The following is a 19,582-nucleotide window of genomic DNA, read 5'->3' as shown; positions in this document are numbered from 1 at the left end:
ACCGAAGCCGACAGCCAAAGACAAGGTGGCGAGCAACGCCAAGGTCGCGGTCGTGGACAAGATCGCGCAACAGATCGAGGATGGGGCTGACGAATGATCGGTGCGCTCACCAAGCTCCTGAAACGCTCGCGGCGCGGCGAGGATGGTTCGATCGTCGTCGACAGCGCCCGCAAGGCGACCGGTGGCAAGACACGCAACCGCGTGGTCATGACGATGGCCGTGTTCCTCGGCATCTATGTCGCGATCACCGGCAGGCTGGTGTGGTTCGGCTTCCAGGGGCCGACGGATTCCGGTCCGCCGCCCAGCCGTGTCACCGCCTCGCGGCCCGACATCGTCGATCGCAACGGCGAAGTGCTGGCGACCGATATCAAGACCTCGTCGCTGTTTGCCGAGCCTCGTCACATCGTCGATGCCGACGAGGCGATCGAGAAGCTGGCAACGGTGCTGCCCGAGCTCGACTACGAGCAGACCTACAAGAAGCTGAAGAGCGGTGCGGGTTTCGTCTGGCTGCAGCGCCAGCTGACCCCGAAGCAGCAATCCGAGATCATGCAGCTCGGCGTTCCGGGCATCGGTTTCCGGACCGAGAAGCGCCGTTTCTACCCCGCGGGCGAAACCGCGTCCTACATTGTCGGCCTGACCAACATCGACAATCAGGGCATCTCCGGGATGGAGAAATACATCGACGACCAGGGCCTGGCCGATCTGCAGCTGTCGGGCCTTGCCGTCGCCAAGGATCTGAAGCCGGTCAAGCTGTCGATCGACCTGCGCGTGCAGCACATCGTACGCAACGTGGTCGCGGAGGCGATGGAGAAATATCACGCGATCGCTGCCGGCGGCGTCGTGCTCAATGTCAAGACGGGTGAAGTGGTCGCCATGGCATCGGTGCCGGACTTCGACCCGAACAACCCCTATAATGCCCAGGACAAGGACCGCCTGAACCGCATGTCGGCCGGCCTTTATGAAATGGGCTCGACCTTCAAGAGCTTCACCACCGCCATGGCCCTGGATTCCGGCAAGGTGACGCTGGAATCGAAGTTCGACGCTTCACGGCCCATCACCATCGGCCGCCAGACCATTCGCGACTTCCACGGCAAGGGGCGCGTGTTGAGCGTGCCGGAAGTGTTCATCTACTCCTCCAACATCGGTTCGGCCAAGGAAGCCGACGTCGTCGGCATCGAAGGTCACCGGGAATTCCTGCACCGCCTGGGCGTGCTGGAGAAGATGAAGACCGAGCTGCCTGAAGTGGCGAAGCCGACCGAACCGAAGGTCTGGAAGAAGGTGCATTCGATCACCGCGGCCTTCGGCCACGGCATATCGACGACGCCGCTGCAGACGGCCGTGGGCTGCGCGGCGCTGATGAATGGCGGTTTCCTGATCGAGCCGACTTTCCTGACCCGCAGCGCCGACCAGGCGATGGATGTCGCCAAGCGCGTGGTCAGCGAGAAGACCGTCGAGGGCATGCGCTACCTCTACACGCTGAACGCCGAGAAGGGCTCCGGCAAGAATGCTCGCGTTCCCGGCTATCGCGTCGGCGGCAAGACCGGCACGGCTGAAAAGGTCGTCAACGGCCGCTATTCCAAGGACGTGCGCTTCAATGCCTTCGTGGCGGCGTTCCCCATGGACGATCCACAATACATCGTGCTCACCATCATCGATGAACCGAAGCCGGAAATGCCGGGCCGTGGTGCGACCGCTGGCTCGAATGCCGCGCCGATGGTGGCCAACATTATCCGGCGCGCGGCGCCTATGCTTGGCGTGAAGCCAGATTTCGGCCAAGAAAATGCTGCAACGCTGGTGTCCTACTGAGTGATTCTTTTTTGGCGCGCCGGCCAAAGCGCGCCGTTTTGTTAGACTGGGGATCGATGAAGCTTAGAGATTTAGCCGGTATCCTGCCTGTCGAGGCTTCCTCCGACATTGCGGTGACCGGCATCACGTCCGATTCCCGGCAGGTGCAGCCAGGCGATCTGTTCTTTGCGCTTGTCGGCACCAGGGCCGACGGCGCGGCTTATGCCGCTGAAGCAGCAAAGCGCGGTGCGAGCGCTGTCGTGGCGGTAAAGGGCGCCGATATCTCCGGTCTTGGCGTGCCCGTCCTGTTGTCTGACGACCCTCGGCATGCGCTGGCGCTCGCCGCTGCACATTTCTTCGGCCGCCAGCCGGAAACGATGGTCGCCGTCACCGGCACCAGCGGCAAGACCTCGGTTGCGGCCTTCACGCGCCAGATCTGGGAGCATGCGGGTTTCGCCGCTGCATCGATCGGTACCACCGGCGTGGTGGCGCCCGGCCGCAACGAGTACGGCTCGCTGACGACCCCGGATCCGGTCGCCCTGCACAGGCTGCTCAAGGAGCTTGCCGACGCCGGTGTCACGCATGCCTCGATGGAAGCCTCCAGCCACGGCCTCGACCAGCGCCGCCTGGACGGGGTCAGGCTCGCGGCCGGCGCCTTCACCAATCTCGGCCGCGACCACATGGACTACCATCCGACGGTCGAAGAATATCATCGGGCAAAGCTGCGCCTGTTCGACACGCTTCTGCCCAAGGGCGCGCCAGCCGTGATCTTTGCCGATGATCCGTGGTCTGAGCCGACGATCGCCGCCGCCAAGGCTGCCGGACTGTCGGTGCTGACCGTCGGCCGCCATGGCAATTTCCTCGAACTCAAGCGCGTCGAGCACGAACGGCATCGCCAGCGCGCCGAAATCATGGCCGATGGCGCCATCTATGAAATCGACCTGCCGCTGGCGGGCGATTTCCAGATCTACAATGCGCTGGTTTCCGCCGGCCTGGCCATCGCCACCGGAACACCCGCGGCCAAGGCCTTGCCGGCGCTGGAGAAATTGAAGGGCGCGCCGGGCCGGCTCGACCTCGTCGGTACCACTGCTGCGGGCGCACCGGTCTATGTCGACTATGCGCACAAGCCGGACGCGCTGGAAAACGTGCTGGCTTCCGTGCGCCCGTTCACGACGGGACGCGTTCTGGTGGTGTTCGGCTGCGGCGGCGACCGCGACCGCGGCAAGCGCCCGATCATGGGCGAAATCGCCACGCGGCTGGCCGATGTCGTCATCGTCACCGACGATAACCCGCGCTCGGAAGTGCCGGAGGCAATCCGGGCCGCCATCCTGGCCGCGGCGCCCGGCGCCATCGAGATCGGCGACCGGCGCCAGGCGATCCAAGAGGCCGTTGCCATGCTCCATGCCGGCGACACGCTGATCGTGGCCGGCAAGGGCCACGAGGAAGGCCAGACCGTGGGGGCGCAGACGCTGCCGTTCTCCGATCATGAGGAAGTGCGTACCGCGCTCAGGGAGCGCGCCGCATGAGCCATCTGTGGACCGCCGACGCCCTTGTCGCAGCCGTTGACGGTCGCCCGATCGGCAGCATGCCCGAGGGTATCAGCGGCATTTCCATCGACAGTCGCTCCCTGCAGCCCGGCGAAGCTTTCTTCGCCATCAAGGGCGATGCGATGGACGGCCACGACTTCGCCACCGCTGCCATCAAGGCAGGGGCGGGCGTGCTGGTGGTGGCAGAAGGCAAGCTGCCGGCGCTCGGGCGCTTGACCGCACCGATGATCGTGGTGCCGGACGTGCTCGTCGCGCTGGAAAAGCTCGGCGTCGCCTCGCGTGCCCGGTCGCAGGCAAGGATCATCGCGGTGACCGGCTCGGTCGGCAAGACCTCGACCAAGGAGGCGCTGCGCCACGTGCTTTCCGCCGTCGGAAAGGTGCACGCTTCGGCGGCTTCGTTCAACAACCACTGGGGCGTGCCGCTGACGCTGGCGCGCATGCCGCAGGACACCGACTATGGCGTGTTCGAAATCGGCATGAACCATCCGGACGAGATCCGTCCGCTGGTGAAGATGGTGCGCCCGCATGTGGCGATCATCACCGTGATCGCTGCCGCCCATCTCGGCTTCTTCCGCAATCTGGACGAGATCGCCCGCGCCAAGGCGGAGATCTTCGAGGGGCTGGAGCCGGAAGGTGCTGCACTGCTCAACCGCGACGATCCGCGCTCGACGCTGCTTGCCAAGCTGGCGCGGCAGGTGGGCGTCGCGCATGTCTTCGGTTTTGGCGAAGCGCAGCGCTCGACCTACCGCATGATCGATTGTGTGCTCGCGGCCGACCATTCGATCATCACCGTCAAGATTGCCGGCAAGGAACTGGTTGCGCGGGTCGGCGCGCCGGGCCGCCACATCGCGCAGAATGCGCTGGCCGTCCTGGGCGCGGCTCATCTGGTCGGCGCCGAGATCACCCGGGTGGCGGAAGCGCTCGCCGATCTTTCCGCCGCACCCGGCCGTGGCGCGCGCCATATGTTGTCGCTTTCTGACGGCCCGTTCACGCTGATCGACGAGAGCTACAACGCCAATCCGGCCTCGATGCAGGTGGCGCTGAACCTGCTCAGGGACACGCCGGTGACCGGAAGCGGACGCCGCGTCGCTGTGCTGGGCGACATGCTCGAGCTCGGAACACAGTCGCAGAAGCTGCATGCGGACCTTGCCGAGCTGGTCGTGGAGTCAGGTGCCGACATGGTGCTTCTGGCCGGGCCGGAGATGCAGGCGCTGGCCGAGGCGCTTCCCGCCGGCACCAACGTCACCTACCAGCCGACAACCGAGGCCCTGAAGCCGCTGCTGCTCGGCGCCTTGCGCCCGGGCGACGTGGTGATGGTCAAGTCATCCAAGGGCATCGGCTTTGCCAAGCTGGTCGATACGCTGATCAAGACATTTCCGGCGCATACCGCCGGAACGGAAATTTGAAGGGTCCGGGGGACGAAAACGCATGTTCTGGCTTCTCGTCGACTTTGCCGACCACGTCACGGTCTTCAACGTCTTCCGCTACATCACGTTCCGCACCGGCGGCGCGCTGATCACGGCGGCGCTGATCGTCTTCATCTTCGGGCCGACGATCATCAATTCGCTGCGTGTACGCCAGGGCAAGGGCCAGCCGATCCGTGCCGATGGACCGCAGACGCACTTCAAGAAGGCCGGCACCCCGACCATGGGCGGCCTGATGATCCTGACCGGCATCATCGGCTCGTCGCTGCTGTGGGCGAACCTGACCAGCATCTATGTCTGGGTGGTGCTGTTCGTGACGCTGGGCTTCGGCGCCATCGGCTTCTATGACGACTACCTGAAGGTCACCAAGCAATCGCATCTGGGCTTTTCGGGCAAGGCGCGCCTGGCGCTGGAATTCATCATCGCCGGCATCGCTGCCTGGATCATCATGCGCAGCGGCCAGCCGCCTTTCTCGTCCTCGCTGACCTTTCCGTTCTTCAAGGAACTGATCATCAATCTCGGCTTCTTCTTCATCCCGTTCGCCGCTTTCGTGGTGGTGGGCGCGGGCAACGCGGTGAACCTTACCGACGGGCTGGACGGGCTGGCGATCGTGCCGATCATGATCGCGGCGGCTTCCTTCGGCGTCATCGCCTATCTGTCCGGCAATGCGGTGTTCGCCGAATACCTGCAGATCCATTTCGTGCCGGGCACCGGCGAACTGGCGGTAATCCTCGGCGCGGTCATCGGCGCGGGCCTCGGCTTCCTGTGGTTCAATGCGCCGCCGGCGGCGATCTTCATGGGCGACACCGGTTCGCTCGCGCTCGGCGGCCTGATCGGCACGGTGGCGGTTGCGGTCAAGCATGAGATCGTCATGGCCATCATCGGCGGCCTGTTCGTGCTGGAGATCCTGTCCGTCATCATCCAGGTCGGCTACTTCAAGATGACCGGCAAGCGCGTCTTCCTGATGGCGCCGATCCATCATCATTTCGAAAAGCTTGGCTGGACCGAAAGCCAGGTCGTCATCCGGTTCTGGATCATCGCCGTGATACTGGCGCTGATCGGCCTTTCCACCCTCAAGCTGCGATAGGACCTGCATGATCCCGGCCACTTCCTTCGCAGGCAAACGGGTTTCGCTGTTCGGGCTCGGCGGCTCGGGCATCGCCACCGCGCGCGCGCTGATCGACGGGGGCGCCGAGCTGCTGGCCTGGGATGACAACCCCGAAAGCGTCGCCAAGGCCATCGAGCAGGGCGTTCCCACCAGCGATCTTCGTCAGGCCGACTGGCCGACCATGTCGGCCCTGATCCTGTCGCCCGGTGTTCCGCTGACGCATCCCAAGCCGCATTGGGTCGTGGAATTGGCGCGTGTCGCCGGCGTCGAGGTGATCGGCGACATCGAGCTGTTCGTGCGCGAGCGCAACCGCTCGCAGATCGACACGCCGTTCATCGCCATCACCGGCACCAACGGCAAGTCGACGACGACGGCGCTGACGGCGCACATCCTGAAGGCCGCCGGCCGCGACACGCAGATGGGCGGCAATATCGGCCGCGCCGTGATGACGCTCGAGCCGCCGGTGCCGGGACGCCACTATGTGGTCGAGTGTTCGTCCTACCAGATCGACCTGGCGCCTTCGATCAATCCGACGGCCGGTATCCTGCTCAATCTGACGCCGGATCATCTCGACCGGCACGGCACGGTGCATCACTACGCCTCGATCAAGGAGCGGCTGGTCGCCGGCAGCGACACCGCGATCATCGGCGTCGACGACAGTTTCTGTGTCCAGATAGCCGACCGTCTCGAACGTGCCGGCAAGGATGTCGTCCGGATCTCGAAGCGGCTGCCGCTGACCGACGGTTATTTCGCCGACGGGACCAATCTGATGGAAGCCGTCCACGGCCGCTACAGCCGGATCGGTTTCCTGGAAGGAATCGGGTCACTGCGCGGTCAGCACAATGCCCAGAACGCGCTGGCTGCCGTGACCGCCTGCCTGAAGGTCGGACTGGACCTTGGCGAGATCCAGTCGGGACTGGAAAGCTTCCCCGGCCTGGCGCATCGCATGGAACAGGTCGGCCGCAAGGACCATGTGCTGTTCATCAACGATTCCAAGGCGACCAATGCCGATGCTGCGGCACCGGCGCTTTCCGCTTTCCCGCGCGTCTACTGGATCGCCGGCGGGCTGCCCAAGGAAGGTGGCATCGAACCGTTGCGCGGCTTCTTCCCGCGTATCGCGAAGGCATACCTGATCGGCGAGGCGGCGCCCGCCTTCTCGGCGACGCTCGGCGAGGCGGTCCCCTACGAGATCGCGGGTACATTGGCGGCTGCCGTCGAGCGCGCCGCCGCCGAGGCAGCCAAGGACGAGAGCGGCGAAGCAGTGGTGCTTCTGTCGCCGGCCTGCGCCAGCTTCGACCAGTTCAAGAATTTCGAGGTTCGCGGCGAAGCCTTCAGGCAAGCCGTCGCTGCTATCGAAGGCGTGAAACCCATCGGAGGGGCACGATAATGGCTGCCAGTCGTCTCGACAAAAGCCCGGTTGCAACCTGGTGGTGGACCATCGACCGATGGTTCCTGGCAGCGTTCCTGCTGCTGATGGGGCTGGGCATCGTGCTGTCCTTCGCCGCCAGCCCCGCCGTTGCGCAGCGCATCGGCCTTGGTCCGTTCTATTTCGCGACCCGCCAGATCATCTTCACCGTGCCGGCGCTGTGCGTGATGCTGGGTGTCTCCTTCCTCGAGCCCCGGCAGATCAGGCGCATGTCCATCGTCATGCTGTGCATCATGCTGGTGCTGATGGTGGCGGTGCTCTATGTCGGCGTCGAGGTGAAGGGGGCGCGGCGCTGGATCTCGCTTGCCGGCGTTTCCATCCAGCCGTCCGAATTCCTCAAGCCGGCCTTCGTCATCCTGTGCGCCTGGCTGTTTGCCGAACACAAGCGCCATCCCGATATCCCGGGCAACGTTCTGGCGATGATCATGCTGGGTCTCGTCGTCGCCCTGCTGCTGGCGCAGCCCGATTTCGGCCAGACCATGCTCGTCACCGGCACCTGGGGCATCATGTTCTTCATGGCCGGCCTGTCGTGGCTGTGGATCGTGGTGCTCGGCGCGCTCGGCATCACCGGCGTGTTTGCCGCCTATACGATCTTGCCGCACGTCGCTGGCCGCATCGACCGCTTCCTGACCGGCGAGGGCGATACCTATCAGGTCGACATGGGCAAGGAAGCGCTGATCAACGGCGGCTGGCTCGGCGTCGGGCCAGGCGAGGGCACGGTCAAGCGCGCCATCCCGGACAGTCACGCCGACTTCGTGTTCTCGGTGGCAGGCGAGGAATACGGCCTGATCATGTGTTTCTTCATCATGACCATCTTCGCCTTCATCGTGCTGCGCGGCCTCAACACCGCGCTCAAGGAACATGACGATTTCACCCGCTATGCCATTGGTGGCCTCGTCACCATCTTTGGTCTGCAGTCGACCATCAACATGGCGGTGAACCTGCAACTGATGCCGGCAAAGGGCATGACGCTGCCCTTCATCTCCTACGGTGGCTCCTCGCAGATCGCGATCGCCATCTCGATGGGCATGGTGCTGGCGCTGACCCGCAAGAAGCCCGAGCGGCGCAAGACACTCGGCGGCGTGCAAGGCTACCAGCGCTTCATGCCGGCGGAATAAGGCGATTTCGAAGAATTATTGCATCTGTGGGTGATCGCAAACCATCTGTAGGTGCAACCTCTGGTCTAAAATCGATGCAACAATTCTGCGAAATCGCCTAAATCGACGGAACACAATGGCTAAAGGGACTATTCTACTGGCGGCCGGCGGCACCGGCGGGCATCTGTTTCCCGCTGAGGCCCTGGCTCACGAACTGATCGCGCGGGGCTGGGAGGTGCATCTCGCCACGGACGACCGCGCCTCGCGCTACGCCAACCATTTTCCATCAAAAGAGGCGCACACCATTCGCTCGGCGACATTCGGTTCGAAGAACCCGATTGCGCTGCTGGGGGCGATGTGGCGCATCTGGCAGGGTGTGCGGCAGGCTTCCGCCGTCATACACCGCATCAAGCCGGCGGTCGTCGTCGGTTTCGGCGGCTATCCGACGCTGCCGCCGCTTTATGCCGCCACGCGGCGCAAGGTGGCGACCATCATCCATGAACAGAACGCCGTCATGGGGCGGGCCAACCGTGCGCTGGCCCCGCGCGTCGATGCCATTGCCGGTGGCTTTCTGCCGGAAGACACCAGCGCTGCCGGCGCCAAAACGGTGACCACCGGCAACCCGGTGCGGCCCGCCGTGCTGGAGGCCGCCAAGATACCCTATGTCGCTTCGGCCGGTAGCGACCCCTTCCGGCTGCTGGTGTTTGGCGGCAGCCAGGGCGCGCAGTTCTTCTCCGACGCCGTCCCGGCCGCGGTGGCGCTGTTGTCGGATGCCCAGCGCGCACGGCTGGTCATCACGCAGCAGGCGCGCGCCGACGATGTCGGCCGGGTCAAGGATGCCTACGCAAAGCTCGGCATCGATGCGCAGGTCTCGCCTTTCTTCACCGATATGGCGCAACGCATGGGCGATGCTCATCTGGTGATCTCGCGTTCCGGCGCCTCGACGGTTTCCGAGATCGCCGTCATCGGGCGACCGGCGCTGCTGGTGCCTTATCCGCATGCGCTTGACCATGACCAGGCCGCAAATGCGGCAGCCCTTGCCGCTGCCGGTGGCGGTGAAGTCCACCCGCAGTCGACGCTCACGCCGGAAACGGTTGCTGCCCTGCTGAGTGCGGCAATGGAAGACCCCGAACGTCTCGAAACGATGGCCGCGGCGGCAAAGTCGGTCGGCCGTCCCAACGCGGCGCGGTTGCTCGCCGACCTCGCAGAGGCTATTGCGTCGCGCAAGACGATAGAAGAATTCAGGAAGGAAACCCGCGCATGAAGATGCCGCAGACGATTGGCCTTGTGCATTTCATCGGCATCGGCGGCATCGGCATGAGCGGCATCGCCGAGGTCCTGCACAATCTCGGCTACCAGGTTCAGGGTTCCGATCAGGCCGAAAGCGCCAATGTGCAGCGGTTGCGCGACAAGGGCATCGCGTGTTTCGTCGGCCACAAGGCCGAGAACCTTGGCGAGGCCGAAGTCGTGGTGGTCTCGACCGCAATCAAGAAGATCAATCCCGAGCTGAAGGCCGCGCGCGAAAGGAATCTGCCGGTCGTGCGCCGCGCGGAAATGCTGGCCGAACTGATGCGCTTCCGCCAGGCCGTTGCCATCGGCGGCACACACGGCAAGACGACGACGACCTCTATGGTGGCGACGCTGCTGGAGGCCGGCGGGCTCGACCCGACGGTCATCAATGGCGGCATCATCAACGCCTATGGCACCAACGCGCGCATGGGCGACGGCGAATGGATGGTGGTGGAGGCCGACGAAAGCGACGGCACCTTCCTGAAGCTGCCGGCCGATATCGCGGTGGTGACCAACATCGATCCCGAGCATCTCGACCATTACGGCTCATTCGACAAGGTGCGCGAGGCATTCCGGCAGTTCGTCGAGAATGTCCCGTTCTATGGTTTTGGCGTGATGTGCACCGACCATCCGGAAGTGCAGGCCCTGGTTGGGCGTATCGAAGACCGCCGCGTCGTCACCTATGGCGAGAACACCCAGGCCGATGTGCGGTTCTCCAACCACCGCATGGACGGTGCCGTATCGATCTTCGATGTCACTGTCCGCAACCGCAAGGGCGGGGGCGAGACGGTGATCGCGGGTCTGCGGCTGCCGATGCCCGGCCGTCACAACGTCTCCAATGCGACAGCGGCAATCGCGGTCGCCAACGAACTCGGGATTTCCGCCGAAGCGATCAAGAAGGGGCTGTCGGCGTTCGGCGGCGTTAAGCGCCGCTTCACGCATACCGGTTCATGGAACGGCGTCGAGGTGTTCGACGACTACGGCCATCATCCGGTCGAGATCAAGGCGGTGCTTAAGGCTGCTCGAGATGCGACCAAGGGGCGGGTGATCGCCATCGCCCAGCCGCACCGCTTCACGCGCCTGCATGACCTGTTCGACGACTTCGCTTCCTGTTTCAACGACGCCGACACGGTGATGGTGGCGCCGGTCTACACGGCCGGCGAAGACCCGATCGAGGGGGCATCGTCGGACGCGTTGGTGTCGCGCATCCGCTCCGGCGGTCATCGCGACGCACGCTACATCGAGGGGCCGGCCGAGGTGGCGCCAATCGTGCGCCGACTGGCGAAGCCGGGCGACTTCGTCGTCTTTCTCGGCGCCGGCAACATCACGCAATGGGCCTATGCTTTGCCGAAGGAACTTGCCGGAGCCGGGTCATGACACGCGGCGGGGCGCTGCTGGATAAGCTCGGCGACAAGCTGGCGGGCCTGCGTGGCCGTGTCACGCCCGATGCCGAGATGGACAAGATCACGTGGTTCCGCGCCGGCGGTCTTGCCGATGCGCTTTTCCAGCCTGCCGACGAGGACGATCTCGCCGCCTTCCTGAAAGCCGTGCCGGAAGAGATTCCGCTCACCATTGTCGGCGTCGGTTCGAACCTGCTGGTGCGTGATGGCGGCATTCAGGGCTTCGTCGTGCGGCTTTCCGCCAAGGGGTTTGGTGCGGCCGAGGTGGTCTCACCGACGCAGATCCGGGCAGGCGCTGCCATTCCCGACAAGCGGGTGGCAGCGGTGGCGCACGAGGCGGGCATCGGTGGATTTCATTTCTACCACGGCATCCCGGGGGCCATCGGCGGCGCGTTGCGCATGAATGCCGGCGCAAACGGCGTCGAAACGCGCGAGCGTGTCGTCGAGGTGCGGGCTCTCGATCGCCAGGGCAATGCGCATGTGCTGTCCAACGCCGACATGGGTTATGCCTATCGCCATTCCTCGGCACCGGCGGGGCTGATCTTCACCTCGGCGTTGTTCGAGGGTTATGCCGAGGACAAGGCAGCCATCAAGGAAGCGATGGATGCCGTGCAGCATCATCGCGAGACGGTGCAGCCGATCCGCGAGAAGACCGGCGGTTCGACCTTCAAGAACCCGGAAGGCACTTCGGCGTGGAAGGAAATCGACAAGGCCGGCTGTCGCGGGCTGATGGTGGGCGGCGCGCAGATGTCGCCGATGCATTGCAATTTCATGATCAACACCGGCACTGCGACCGGTTACGACCTGGAAAATCTCGGCGAGACCGTGCGCGAGCGTGTGCTGGAGCATTCCGGCATCCGGCTGCATTGGGAAATCAAGCGCATCGGCAATTTCCGATCCGGCCGGGAAGTGCAGGAATTCCAGGGACAGTTGTTGTAGATCCCGGCAATCTGCCGATGTCGATGCTTGAATATCGGATCGCGCTTGCAGTCCGGCGGGAAGCATTTTACGTCTATACAAAAGCCAGACTGGACCAGCCGGCCGGAGGAACAATCAAACGGGCTGGACCAGTGCCGTCAAAGCATGATTGTGCTTTGACTTGGCCTTGTAATGGAATTGCATAGAGCAAGGGTTGGAGCGTTTCCGCGACAACGGAAACTCTTCAGGTGTCGGCTGAGGCCGCAGGGAGGCATCCAATGAAATTGAAGAACGCTGCAAAACTGGTTGTGGGCGGCCTTTTGGCCGGCATGATCTCGACGGCACACGCCGGCGAGACGCTCGACCGTATCATGAAGAACAAGGTCCTGGTCGAAGTCACCGACCAGGCCTATCCGCCTTTCTCCTACATCGACGACAAGGGCGAGGTGGTCGGCTTCGACGTCGACATCGCGCGCGAAGTCGCCAAGCGCCTTGGCGTTGAACTGAAGGTCGAGACGCCGTCGTGGGAAATCATCACGGCCGGCAACTGGAAGGGCCGCTGGGACGTCTGCATCTGCTCGATGTCGCCGACCGCCGAGCGCGCCAAGGTACTGACCTTCGTCAATGAATATTATGGCGCGCCGGCTGTGGTTGCGGTCAATTCCGACAACACCACCATCAAGAGCGTCAAGGATCTCGGCGGCAAGAACGTCGGCACGCAAGGCGGCACGCCTTACGAGAAGTACCTGCAGAAGGAACTCGTCATCGAGGTGCCTGGCAAGGAGCCGGTCAAGCCGGAGTTTCCGTTCGGCGATGTGACGGTCAAGCCTTATGACACCGAGGATTTTGCCTTCCAGGATCTCGGCCTAGGTGACGGCAAGCGCCTCGATGCAGCGGTGGCCGGTTATCTGACGGTGGCGGAACGCGTCAAGAAGTCGGAAGGCAAGCTCAAGATCGTCGACGACTCGCTCTTCACGGAGCCGCTCTGGGTTGCCGTCGACAAGGGCGACGCCGAATGGGAAGCCAAGATCAAGGAAATCTTCAAGGCGATGTATGACGACGGCACGCTGAAGACGATTTCCGAGAAGTGGGTCGGCCGCGACATCTCGGCCAAGCAGTAACGACAGGGGCGGTCGGGCGTGGCGGCAGAGCAAACAACCGGCCAGGCACGTGCCGGCGCGGTGGACAAGGCGTTCCGTATCCGCGTTGCCATCGTCTGGCTGGTGCTATTTGCGACGTTTGTCCAGTTCTTTCGCTCCTTTCATCTAGACGTGCCCTTTATCGTCGACAAATTCCCGGCGCTGGCTGGCTTCACGCTCAGCCGCGCCGGGTTCATCCAGGGCGCGGTTCTCACGCTCTATGTCTGTTTCTTTTCCATCATTGCCTCCGTTGTGCTGGGCCTGCTGGCGGCGCTTGGGCGCCTGTCGAAGAGTTCCGTCGCCTACGGGGTTTCGACTTTCTACACCTCGTTCTTCCGCGGTACGCCGCTGCTGGTGCAGATCTTCCTGATCTATCTCGGCATCCCGCAGATCGGACCGGTGCCGGCAGCAATTCCGTCCGGCATCATCGCGCTTTCCCTGAATTACGGCGCCTATCTCAGTGAAATCTTCCGCGCCGGGCTTCTTTCGGTGCCGGCCGGCCAGCGCGAGGCCGGCCTGGCGCTGGGGCTGCATCCCTGGCAGCTGATGGTGAAAGTGGTGATGCCGCAGGCGATCCGTGTCGCCATACCGCCGACCGGTTCGCAGTTCATCGCGATGTTGAAGGATTCCTCGCTGATCTCGGTGATGGGTGTCACCGAGATCATGTTCGTGGCGCAATCCTATGGCCGCGCCAGCTATCGCTACATCGAGATGCTGACGACTGCCGCTGCGATCTACTGGTTCCTGTCGATCATGTTCGAACTGGTGCAGGCGCGGCTGGAAAGCCATTTCGGCAAGGGCTACCGCGCCCGCTGAGGCGTTTCCGATTTCAGGCGTTGTTCGGCGTCCTTCGTTGCGAAACCAGTGCAACCAGGACGCTGAGGGCAATGCCGGCGGTGGCGATCCAGAAAGCGGTCCGCATTCCCTCGCTGACGGCCAGGCCCAGCGCCTCACCGCCGAGGCCACCAATGTGCCGGTTCGCGACAGCGATCAGGACGGCGAGCCCGATGGCGTTGCCGACATTCAGCGTGGTGGACGCCATGCCGGAGGCAACGCCCTGTTCATCGTGATGCACGCCGGAGGCGGCGGCGATCCACATGGCGGTCCAGACGATGCCCTGGCCGATGCCTGAGACGATCAGGCCGGGTGCGAGCGCCAGATAAGAACTCTCCGGCGTTGTCGCCGGCACCATCAGCGCGGTGCCCATGGCACCGATCACCATGCCGCCGATCAGGCTGGAACGGTTGGAGAAGCGCGTCGACAGGCGTGCACCGACCTGCGTGCCGGTGGCGATCGCGACAGACGGCACGAGGAAGGCGACACCGGTCTCCAGTGCGGAATAGCCCTGCACGTTCTGAAACAACACGGTGAGGAAATAGGGCAAGGTGCCGAAGGTCGCCATGTAGAGGAAGGTGATGGTCATGCCTGCCACCAGGCTGCGGTTGCGGAAGAGCCGCAAGGGCATCAACGGATCGGCGCTCTTTGCTTCGATGATGGCGAAGGCCATGAGCAGCAGGACCGCGAGCCCCGCACTCCAGAGGATGGAAGGCGACAGCCAGCCATATTCCGGTCCCTGTACAAGGGCAAAGACCAGCAAGGTCGCTCCGGCCGTAACGGTCAGGGCGCCGGCAAGGTCAAAGCTGCGGCTTTCACGTTGCCTGGGATCGCGCGGGATGACCAGAAAGGCCGCGATGATGGCGATGCCGGCAAGCAGCACGTTGACATAAAAGACCGACGGCCAGCCGAATGCGGCGGTGAGGAAACCGCCTGCCAGCGAGCCGATGGTCAGGCCGCTGGCGCCGGCACCGCCCCAGACCGCGAGTGCGCGGTTGCGTTCCGCGCCTTCATCGAACAGTCGGTTGACCAGCGAGAGCGTCGCTGGAAACAGAAATGCACCGCCTATGCCCTGGACCGCGCGCGCTGCGATGATGACTTCGGGGGCCCAGGCGAGAGCGCCGATCAGCGAAGACAGTGCGTAGAGCCACAAGGCGAAGATGAACATGCGTCGCTGACCGATCAAATCGGCTGCGCGGCCGCCAAACAGCAGGAACCCGCCAGTGAAGACCGTGTAGACGCTGACCACCCATTGCAACGTCTGGTTCGAGAAGCCGAGGCCTGCGCCGATCTCCGGCAGGGCAACGAAGACGATGTTGAGGTCGAGCGCGATGATCAGCTGCGCGAACGCAAGCAAGGCAAGGGTCGCACCGCGCCGTGCTCCGCTTCGAGCGGTGGGGTCGTGTATCAGGGCTTCGTTTGACGCACTCATCGGGACAATCTCCTGTATCGATTCTTTGTCGATCGACAAATAACGAAAGCTTGCATCCGGCTGTCAAGCGAATTATTTGTTGATCGACCAAGAATGGAGAAGCTGATGGCTCGCCCCCGGGAGTTCGATCGCGACGAAGCGCTGGTGAGGGCGCGCGATGCCTTCTGGGCGCGAGGTTACGAAGGGACCTCGATGGCGGACCTCGTTTCGACGCTCGGTATCGCTTCAGCCCGCATCTATGCCGCCTTTGGCTCGAAGGAAGATTTGTTTCGCGAGGCGATCGCGCTCTATGAAGCCAGGGAAGGCGGTTTCGTGGACAGGGTTCTTGCCCGAGAGCCTGTGGCGTACCGGGCAATCGAGGGTATCCTGCGCGAGGCGGTGGAAACCTACACCCGACCCGGAAAACCCTGGGGCTGCATGGTGGTGACGGCGGCGACGAACTGTGCTGCCGAAAACAGCCGCCTGCAGGACTGGCTGGCCGATCGGCGACGTCGGCAGACGGCGGCGATCGTGGCGCGCCTCGATCAGGCAAGGCGAGACGGCGAGTTCGTCGAAGACGCCGACGTGGAACGTCTCGGCGACTACCTGACGGCCGTCATGCATGGGCTTTCCGTGCAGGCGCGCGACGGGGTTTCCGGCGCGCGGCTTACAGCACTGTGCGACTTGTCATTGCGGACGGTTGCCGATTTCCTGAGGCACGGTGCGAGCTGATTTCGTAGGGCGCTGGCGGGTCGTTTCCGCTGCAGTTCCGTCGGCAGGAAAAGCCTGCGCGCCGTTGCACAAAAGACTCAAAAGCCGGCTTTCGAAACACTTTTTTCGAGAAAGTGAATCGCCCTGAATCATGGGGGCTTGTCAGTGAATCAACTCTCTGATTCTTTGGGACAACAGCGTTTCCTGATTTGAGTCGTTCGACGCGTGGGGCCGCGTTTCATCTGGGGAAGTCATTCTCCGGACGTGGGTGATTCATGTCTGGAAAATGGAAGTGTGGACCCGCCGCTAGAGGGATGACGGGGTGATGAAAAAGAAGCATGTGGCCGTCCTGCTGGGAGGTTTTTCGTCCGAGCGGCCCGTGTCCTTGTCTTCGGGGAAGGCCTGTGCCGATACGCTCGAGGCGGAAGGCTATCAGGTTACTCGTGTTGATGTCGGGCGCGATGTTTCTTCCGTTCTGGCTGAGCTGAAGCCGGATGTGGTCTTCAACGCGCTGCATGGTCCTTTTGGCGAGGACGGCACTATCCAGGGGGTGCTCGAATTCCTTGGTCTTCCCTATACGCATTCCGGTGTTCTGGCGTCCGCTCTGGCGATGAACAAGGAGCAGGCGAAGAAGGTCGCGAAGACCGTTGGAATTCCTGTTGCTGAATCCAGGGTCATCAACCGCTTCACCATCAAGAACGATCATCCGATGAGGCCGCCCTATGTGGTGAAGCCGGTGAATGAGGGGTCGAGCTTTGGCGTCGTGATCGTCAAGGAGGATCAGTCGCATCCGCCGCAACTGATCTCGTCGCCGGAGTGGAATTACGGCGAGGAGGTCATGGTCGAGCGCTATATCCATGGGCGCGAGTTGACCTGCGCGGTGATGGGTGATGTGGCGCTTGGTGTCTGCGAGATCGTCCCGACCGGTCATTCCTTCTACGATTATGATTCAAAATACGTTCCGGGTGGCTCAAAACATGAGGTCCCCGCTAAAATTTCACTAAATATTTACCAAAAAATACAGACACTGGCGCTTAAGGCTCACCAAGCGATCGGTTGCCGGGGCGTCTCCCGGTCGGACTTCCGTTACGACGACCGTCATTCCGAAAACGGCGAGGTTGTCTGGCTCGAAATCAACACGCAGCCGGGCATGACGCCGACGTCTTTGGTGCCGGAAATCGCTGCCCAGGCAGGGCATTCGTTCGGCGAGCTGTTGAGTTGGATGGTGGAGGACGCGTCGTGTCGGCGTTGAACTGGGGACAGAACGGAAGAAGGGGTGCGATGCCGCGCGCCCGCTTCGGTGCGTCCTCCTGGCTCGATCGTTTCGTGCTGCCCAAGGTGCTGCGCAAGCCTGTGCGCACGCTCGGTCGGCTTACGCGTGGCGATTTCGATGCCCCGCCATTCGCGGCGACTGTGATCAACGCCGTCTTCCTCGCTTCGTCGTTGACCTATGGAGCCTATCTCGGCGGTCATCTCGACGGTTTCGTGCAGGATGTCACCGCTCGTACCGGCTTTGCCGTGGATCAGATCAAGGTGGTCGGCAATCGCGAGACTTCCGAAATCGACATTCTCGACAAGCTGGATCTGAATGGCTGGACGTCGCTGGTCGGCTTCAGCGCCGAAGGTGCGCGCGAGCGCATCGCGCTGCTGCCCTGGATCCAGTCGGTAGCGGTGCGCAAGGTTTATCCGCATCTGCTGGAAGTGCGCATCGACGAGCGCCAGGCTTTCGCCATCTGGCAGCGCGGTACCGAGCTCTCCGTGATCGAGAAGGATGGTCGCATCATCGCGCCATACACGGGCGGTGATCAGTCCAAGCTGCCGCTGCTGGTCGGGCAGGGCGCACCGGAGCATGCGCCGGCGCTGATGGCCAAGGTTGCCGGCTTTCCTGAACTCGCTTCCAGGGTGCGTGGTTACATTCGGGTCGGTGACCGGCGTTGGGACATCAAGCTGGACAATGGCGTCGTCATCAAGCTGCCGGAGTTCGAAGCCGAGCAGGCGATGGCCGAACTCGTGCGCATCGATCGCGAAAAAGGGCTGCTGTCGCGGGATATCGCTTCGATCGACATGCGTCTGTCCGATCGTTTGACGGTGGAGCTGACGCAGCAGGCGGCAAGCGCGCGTGAGGCGGCGCTGAAGGAACAGGCCAAGATGGCAAAGCGCAAGGCGGGGCAGCAGATATGAGTTGGCTCGGCAGCACCAATGAAGGAGCCTCACGCCGGTCCGGCGTGCTGACAGTTCTCGACGTCGGTTCGAGCAAGGTCAGTTGCGTTGTGGCGAAGCTCAAGCCTTGCGAAGAAGGCCATCTTCTGCGTGGCCGCTCGCATCGCATCCAGGTCATTGGCATTGGGCACCAGAAGTCGCACGGCGTGAAATCGGGCGTCGTCATCGATCTCGACCGCGCCGAGCATGCCATCCGTCTGGCCGTTGATGCGGCCGAGCGCATGGCGGGTCTCACCGTCGATTCGCTAATCGTCAACATGACGGCTGGTCGCCTGAAGAGCGAAACCTTCAACGCGACCATCAATCTTGGCGGTCATGAAGTCGATGAAAACGACATCAAGCGGGTTCTTGCTGCCGGTGCCAAGCAGGCATTGAAATCCGAGCGCGAAGTCCTGCATGCATTGCCTGTCGGGTTTTCACTGGACGGCGAACGCGGCGTGCGCGATCCGCGCGGCATGGTCGGCGACACACTTGGCGTCGACATGCATGTGATGACCGGCGATTCTGCGCCGCTGCGCAATCTGGAGCTTGCCATCAACCGCTCGCACCTGTCGGTCGAGCGTCTGATCGCCACGCCTTATGCCGCGGGTCTCGCGGCGCTCGTCGACGACGAGCTCGAGATGGGGGCGGCCTGTATCGACATGGGCGGCGGCACCACCACGATCTCCGTCTTCTCGGAAGGCAAGTTCGTCTATGGCGACTCCATTCCGGTCGGCGGCAACCACGTCACGCTCGACCTGGCCAAGGGGCTGTCGACCTCGCTGGAGGCCGCCGAGCGGCTGAAAGTGATGCACGGCTCGGCTTTGCCGGGCAGCTCCGACGATCGCGATCTCGTCACGATCCAGCCGATCGGCGAGGAGGGTGAGGCGCCGCTGCAAATTCCGCGTTCGGTGATGACACGAATCATTCGGGCCCGTATCGAGGAAACCCTGGAGCTGTTGCGCGAGCGGCTGAGCAAGTCCGGCTACGGCAATGTGGTCGGCAAGCGGGTCGTTCTGACCGGCGGTGCCAGCCAGCTTGCAGGTATGCCGGAAGCGGCGCGACGCGTCCTGGGGCGCAATGTGCGCGTCGGGCGTCCGCTCGGGGTTGCCGGTCTGCCTGAGGCGGCAAAGGGACCGGCTTTCTCGGCCGCTGTCGGGCTGATGATCTATCCGCAGGTTGCCTCTTTCGAGAGCCATCCTGCCTTCGGCGCTTCTCGTTTCAAGATGACGGGAACCGGGGGAAGACTTCACCGCATGAGTCAGTGGTTGAAAGACAGTTTTTAGTTGAGTT

Annotated in this window: 16 protein-coding genes; 15 read left to right on the top strand and 1 reads right to left on the bottom strand. The window is 63.3% G+C overall.

What is annotated here, in order from left to right:
* Positions 1 to 93 precede the first annotated feature (93 nt).
* The 11 genes from AC3WTO_RS15585 to AC3WTO_RS15535 all read left to right on the top strand — a co-directional run bounded on the left by AC3WTO_RS15585 (position 94) and on the right by AC3WTO_RS15535 (position 13,950).
* Positions 94 to 1,806, top strand: a complete 1,713-nt coding sequence (locus AC3WTO_RS15585) for a peptidoglycan D,D-transpeptidase FtsI family protein (protein ID WP_492461650.1) — start codon at positions 94 to 96, stop codon at positions 1,804 to 1,806.
* A gap of 56 nt (positions 1,807 to 1,862) precedes the next feature.
* Positions 1,863 to 3,311, top strand: a complete 1,449-nt coding sequence (locus tag AC3WTO_RS15580; RefSeq protein WP_492461649.1) for a UDP-N-acetylmuramoyl-L-alanyl-D-glutamate--2,6-diaminopimelate ligase — start codon at positions 1,863 to 1,865, stop codon at positions 3,309 to 3,311.
* Entirely contained in the window at positions 3,308 to 4,738 is a 1,431-nt protein-coding gene (locus AC3WTO_RS15575; RefSeq protein WP_492461648.1) for a UDP-N-acetylmuramoylalanyl-D-glutamyl-2,6-diaminopimelate--D-alanyl-D-alanine ligase, read from the top strand. The genes AC3WTO_RS15580 and AC3WTO_RS15575 overlap by 4 nt, the downstream gene beginning before the upstream one ends.
* A gap of 22 nt (positions 4,739 to 4,760) precedes the next feature.
* The gene (mraY, locus tag AC3WTO_RS15570; protein ID WP_024923442.1) at positions 4,761 to 5,843 is read left to right on the top strand and encodes a phospho-N-acetylmuramoyl-pentapeptide-transferase; all 1,083 of its coding nucleotides are present in this window, start codon (positions 4,761 to 4,763) and stop codon (positions 5,841 to 5,843) included.
* A 7-nt stretch (positions 5,844 to 5,850) separates the two neighbouring features.
* Positions 5,851 to 7,251: a UDP-N-acetylmuramoyl-L-alanine--D-glutamate ligase gene (gene murD / locus AC3WTO_RS15565; protein WP_492461647.1), complete on the top strand. Its 1,401-nt coding sequence runs from the start codon at positions 5,851 to 5,853 to the stop codon at positions 7,249 to 7,251.
* Positions 7,251 to 8,408: a putative lipid II flippase FtsW gene (ftsW, locus tag AC3WTO_RS15560; RefSeq protein WP_492461646.1), complete on the top strand. Its 1,158-nt coding sequence runs from the start codon at positions 7,251 to 7,253 to the stop codon at positions 8,406 to 8,408. Before murD ends, ftsW begins: the two co-directional genes overlap by 1 nt.
* Positions 8,409 to 8,523: 115 nt before the next feature.
* The gene (gene murG / locus AC3WTO_RS15555; RefSeq protein WP_492461645.1) at positions 8,524 to 9,651 is read left to right on the top strand and encodes an undecaprenyldiphospho-muramoylpentapeptide beta-N-acetylglucosaminyltransferase; all 1,128 of its coding nucleotides are present in this window, start codon (positions 8,524 to 8,526) and stop codon (positions 9,649 to 9,651) included.
* Positions 9,648 to 11,054 carry a UDP-N-acetylmuramate--L-alanine ligase gene (gene murC, locus AC3WTO_RS15550; RefSeq protein ID WP_492461643.1) on the top strand — a complete coding sequence of 469 codons (1,407 nt, stop codon included), beginning with the start codon at positions 9,648 to 9,650 and terminating at the stop codon, positions 11,052 to 11,054. Before murG ends, murC begins: the two co-directional genes overlap by 4 nt.
* Positions 11,051 to 12,016, top strand: a complete 966-nt coding sequence (gene murB, locus AC3WTO_RS15545) for a UDP-N-acetylmuramate dehydrogenase (RefSeq protein ID WP_492461642.1) — start codon at positions 11,051 to 11,053, stop codon at positions 12,014 to 12,016. The genes murC and murB overlap by 4 nt, the downstream gene beginning before the upstream one ends.
* 257 nt (positions 12,017 to 12,273) lie before the next feature.
* On the top strand, positions 12,274 to 13,116 hold the full coding sequence (locus tag AC3WTO_RS15540) for a transporter substrate-binding domain-containing protein (protein WP_492461641.1): 843 nt from the start codon (positions 12,274 to 12,276) through the stop codon (positions 13,114 to 13,116).
* A gap of 18 nt (positions 13,117 to 13,134) precedes the next feature.
* A complete protein-coding gene (locus tag AC3WTO_RS15535) occupies positions 13,135 to 13,950 on the top strand; it encodes an amino acid ABC transporter permease (RefSeq protein WP_492461640.1) in 816 nt (271 codons plus the stop codon).
* 13 nt (positions 13,951 to 13,963) lie between these two features.
* Here AC3WTO_RS15535 and AC3WTO_RS15530 read toward each other — a convergent pair whose 3' ends face one another.
* Positions 13,964 to 15,400 (bottom strand): MFS transporter, encoded by a 1,437-nt coding sequence (locus tag AC3WTO_RS15530; protein ID WP_492461639.1) that lies wholly within the window; start codon positions 15,398 to 15,400, stop codon positions 13,964 to 13,966.
* Positions 15,401 to 15,505: 105 nt separating this feature from the next.
* On the opposite strand from AC3WTO_RS15530, the gene AC3WTO_RS15525 reads away from it, so the two are divergent.
* The 4 genes from AC3WTO_RS15525 to ftsA all read left to right on the top strand — a co-directional run bounded on the left by AC3WTO_RS15525 (position 15,506) and on the right by ftsA (position 19,575).
* Complete coding sequence (locus AC3WTO_RS15525; RefSeq protein WP_492461638.1) at positions 15,506 to 16,111, top strand: TetR/AcrR family transcriptional regulator; 606 nt, start codon at positions 15,506 to 15,508, stop codon at positions 16,109 to 16,111.
* Between the two features lie 304 nt (positions 16,112 to 16,415).
* On the top strand, positions 16,416 to 17,342 hold the full coding sequence (locus tag AC3WTO_RS15520; RefSeq protein ID WP_492461637.1) for a D-alanine--D-alanine ligase: 927 nt from the start codon (positions 16,416 to 16,418) through the stop codon (positions 17,340 to 17,342).
* Positions 17,330 to 18,271, top strand: coding sequence for a cell division protein FtsQ/DivIB (locus AC3WTO_RS15515; protein ID WP_492461636.1), 942 nt, complete (start codon positions 17,330 to 17,332; stop codon positions 18,269 to 18,271). Before AC3WTO_RS15520 ends, AC3WTO_RS15515 begins: the two co-directional genes overlap by 13 nt.
* Positions 18,268 to 19,575: a cell division protein FtsA gene (ftsA, locus tag AC3WTO_RS15510; RefSeq protein ID WP_492461635.1), complete on the top strand. Its 1,308-nt coding sequence runs from the start codon at positions 18,268 to 18,270 to the stop codon at positions 19,573 to 19,575. Before AC3WTO_RS15515 ends, ftsA begins: the two co-directional genes overlap by 4 nt.
* Positions 19,576 to 19,582: the final 7 nt, after the last annotated feature.

The organism is Mesorhizobium sp. EU05-FHT14A09 (assembly GCF_058790995.1).
This window is presented reverse-complemented; position numbering and strand designations above follow the sequence as displayed.

Coding starts and splice junctions, on each gene's coding strand:
- AC3WTO_RS15585 (WP_492461650.1), top strand. CDS start 94: ATGATCGGTGCGCTCACCAAGCTCCTGAAACGCTCGCGGCGCGGCGAG.
- AC3WTO_RS15580 (WP_492461649.1), top strand. CDS start 1,863: ATGAAGCTTAGAGATTTAGCCGGTATCCTGCCTGTCGAGGCTTCCTCC.
- AC3WTO_RS15575 (WP_492461648.1), top strand. CDS start 3,308: ATGAGCCATCTGTGGACCGCCGACGCCCTTGTCGCAGCCGTTGACGGT.
- mraY (WP_024923442.1), top strand. CDS start 4,761: ATGTTCTGGCTTCTCGTCGACTTTGCCGACCACGTCACGGTCTTCAAC.
- murD (WP_492461647.1), top strand. CDS start 5,851: ATGATCCCGGCCACTTCCTTCGCAGGCAAACGGGTTTCGCTGTTCGGG.
- ftsW (WP_492461646.1), top strand. CDS start 7,251: ATGGCTGCCAGTCGTCTCGACAAAAGCCCGGTTGCAACCTGGTGGTGG.
- murG (WP_492461645.1), top strand. CDS start 8,524: ATGGCTAAAGGGACTATTCTACTGGCGGCCGGCGGCACCGGCGGGCAT.
- murC (WP_492461643.1), top strand. CDS start 9,648: ATGAAGATGCCGCAGACGATTGGCCTTGTGCATTTCATCGGCATCGGC.
- murB (WP_492461642.1), top strand. CDS start 11,051: ATGACACGCGGCGGGGCGCTGCTGGATAAGCTCGGCGACAAGCTGGCG.
- AC3WTO_RS15540 (WP_492461641.1), top strand. CDS start 12,274: ATGAAATTGAAGAACGCTGCAAAACTGGTTGTGGGCGGCCTTTTGGCC.
- AC3WTO_RS15530 (WP_492461639.1), bottom strand. CDS start 15,400: ATGAGTGCGTCAAACGAAGCCCTGATACACGACCCCACCGCTCGAAGC.
- AC3WTO_RS15525 (WP_492461638.1), top strand. CDS start 15,506: ATGGCTCGCCCCCGGGAGTTCGATCGCGACGAAGCGCTGGTGAGGGCG.
- AC3WTO_RS15520 (WP_492461637.1), top strand. CDS start 16,416: ATGAAAAAGAAGCATGTGGCCGTCCTGCTGGGAGGTTTTTCGTCCGAG.
- ftsA (WP_492461635.1), top strand. CDS start 18,268: ATGAGTTGGCTCGGCAGCACCAATGAAGGAGCCTCACGCCGGTCCGGC.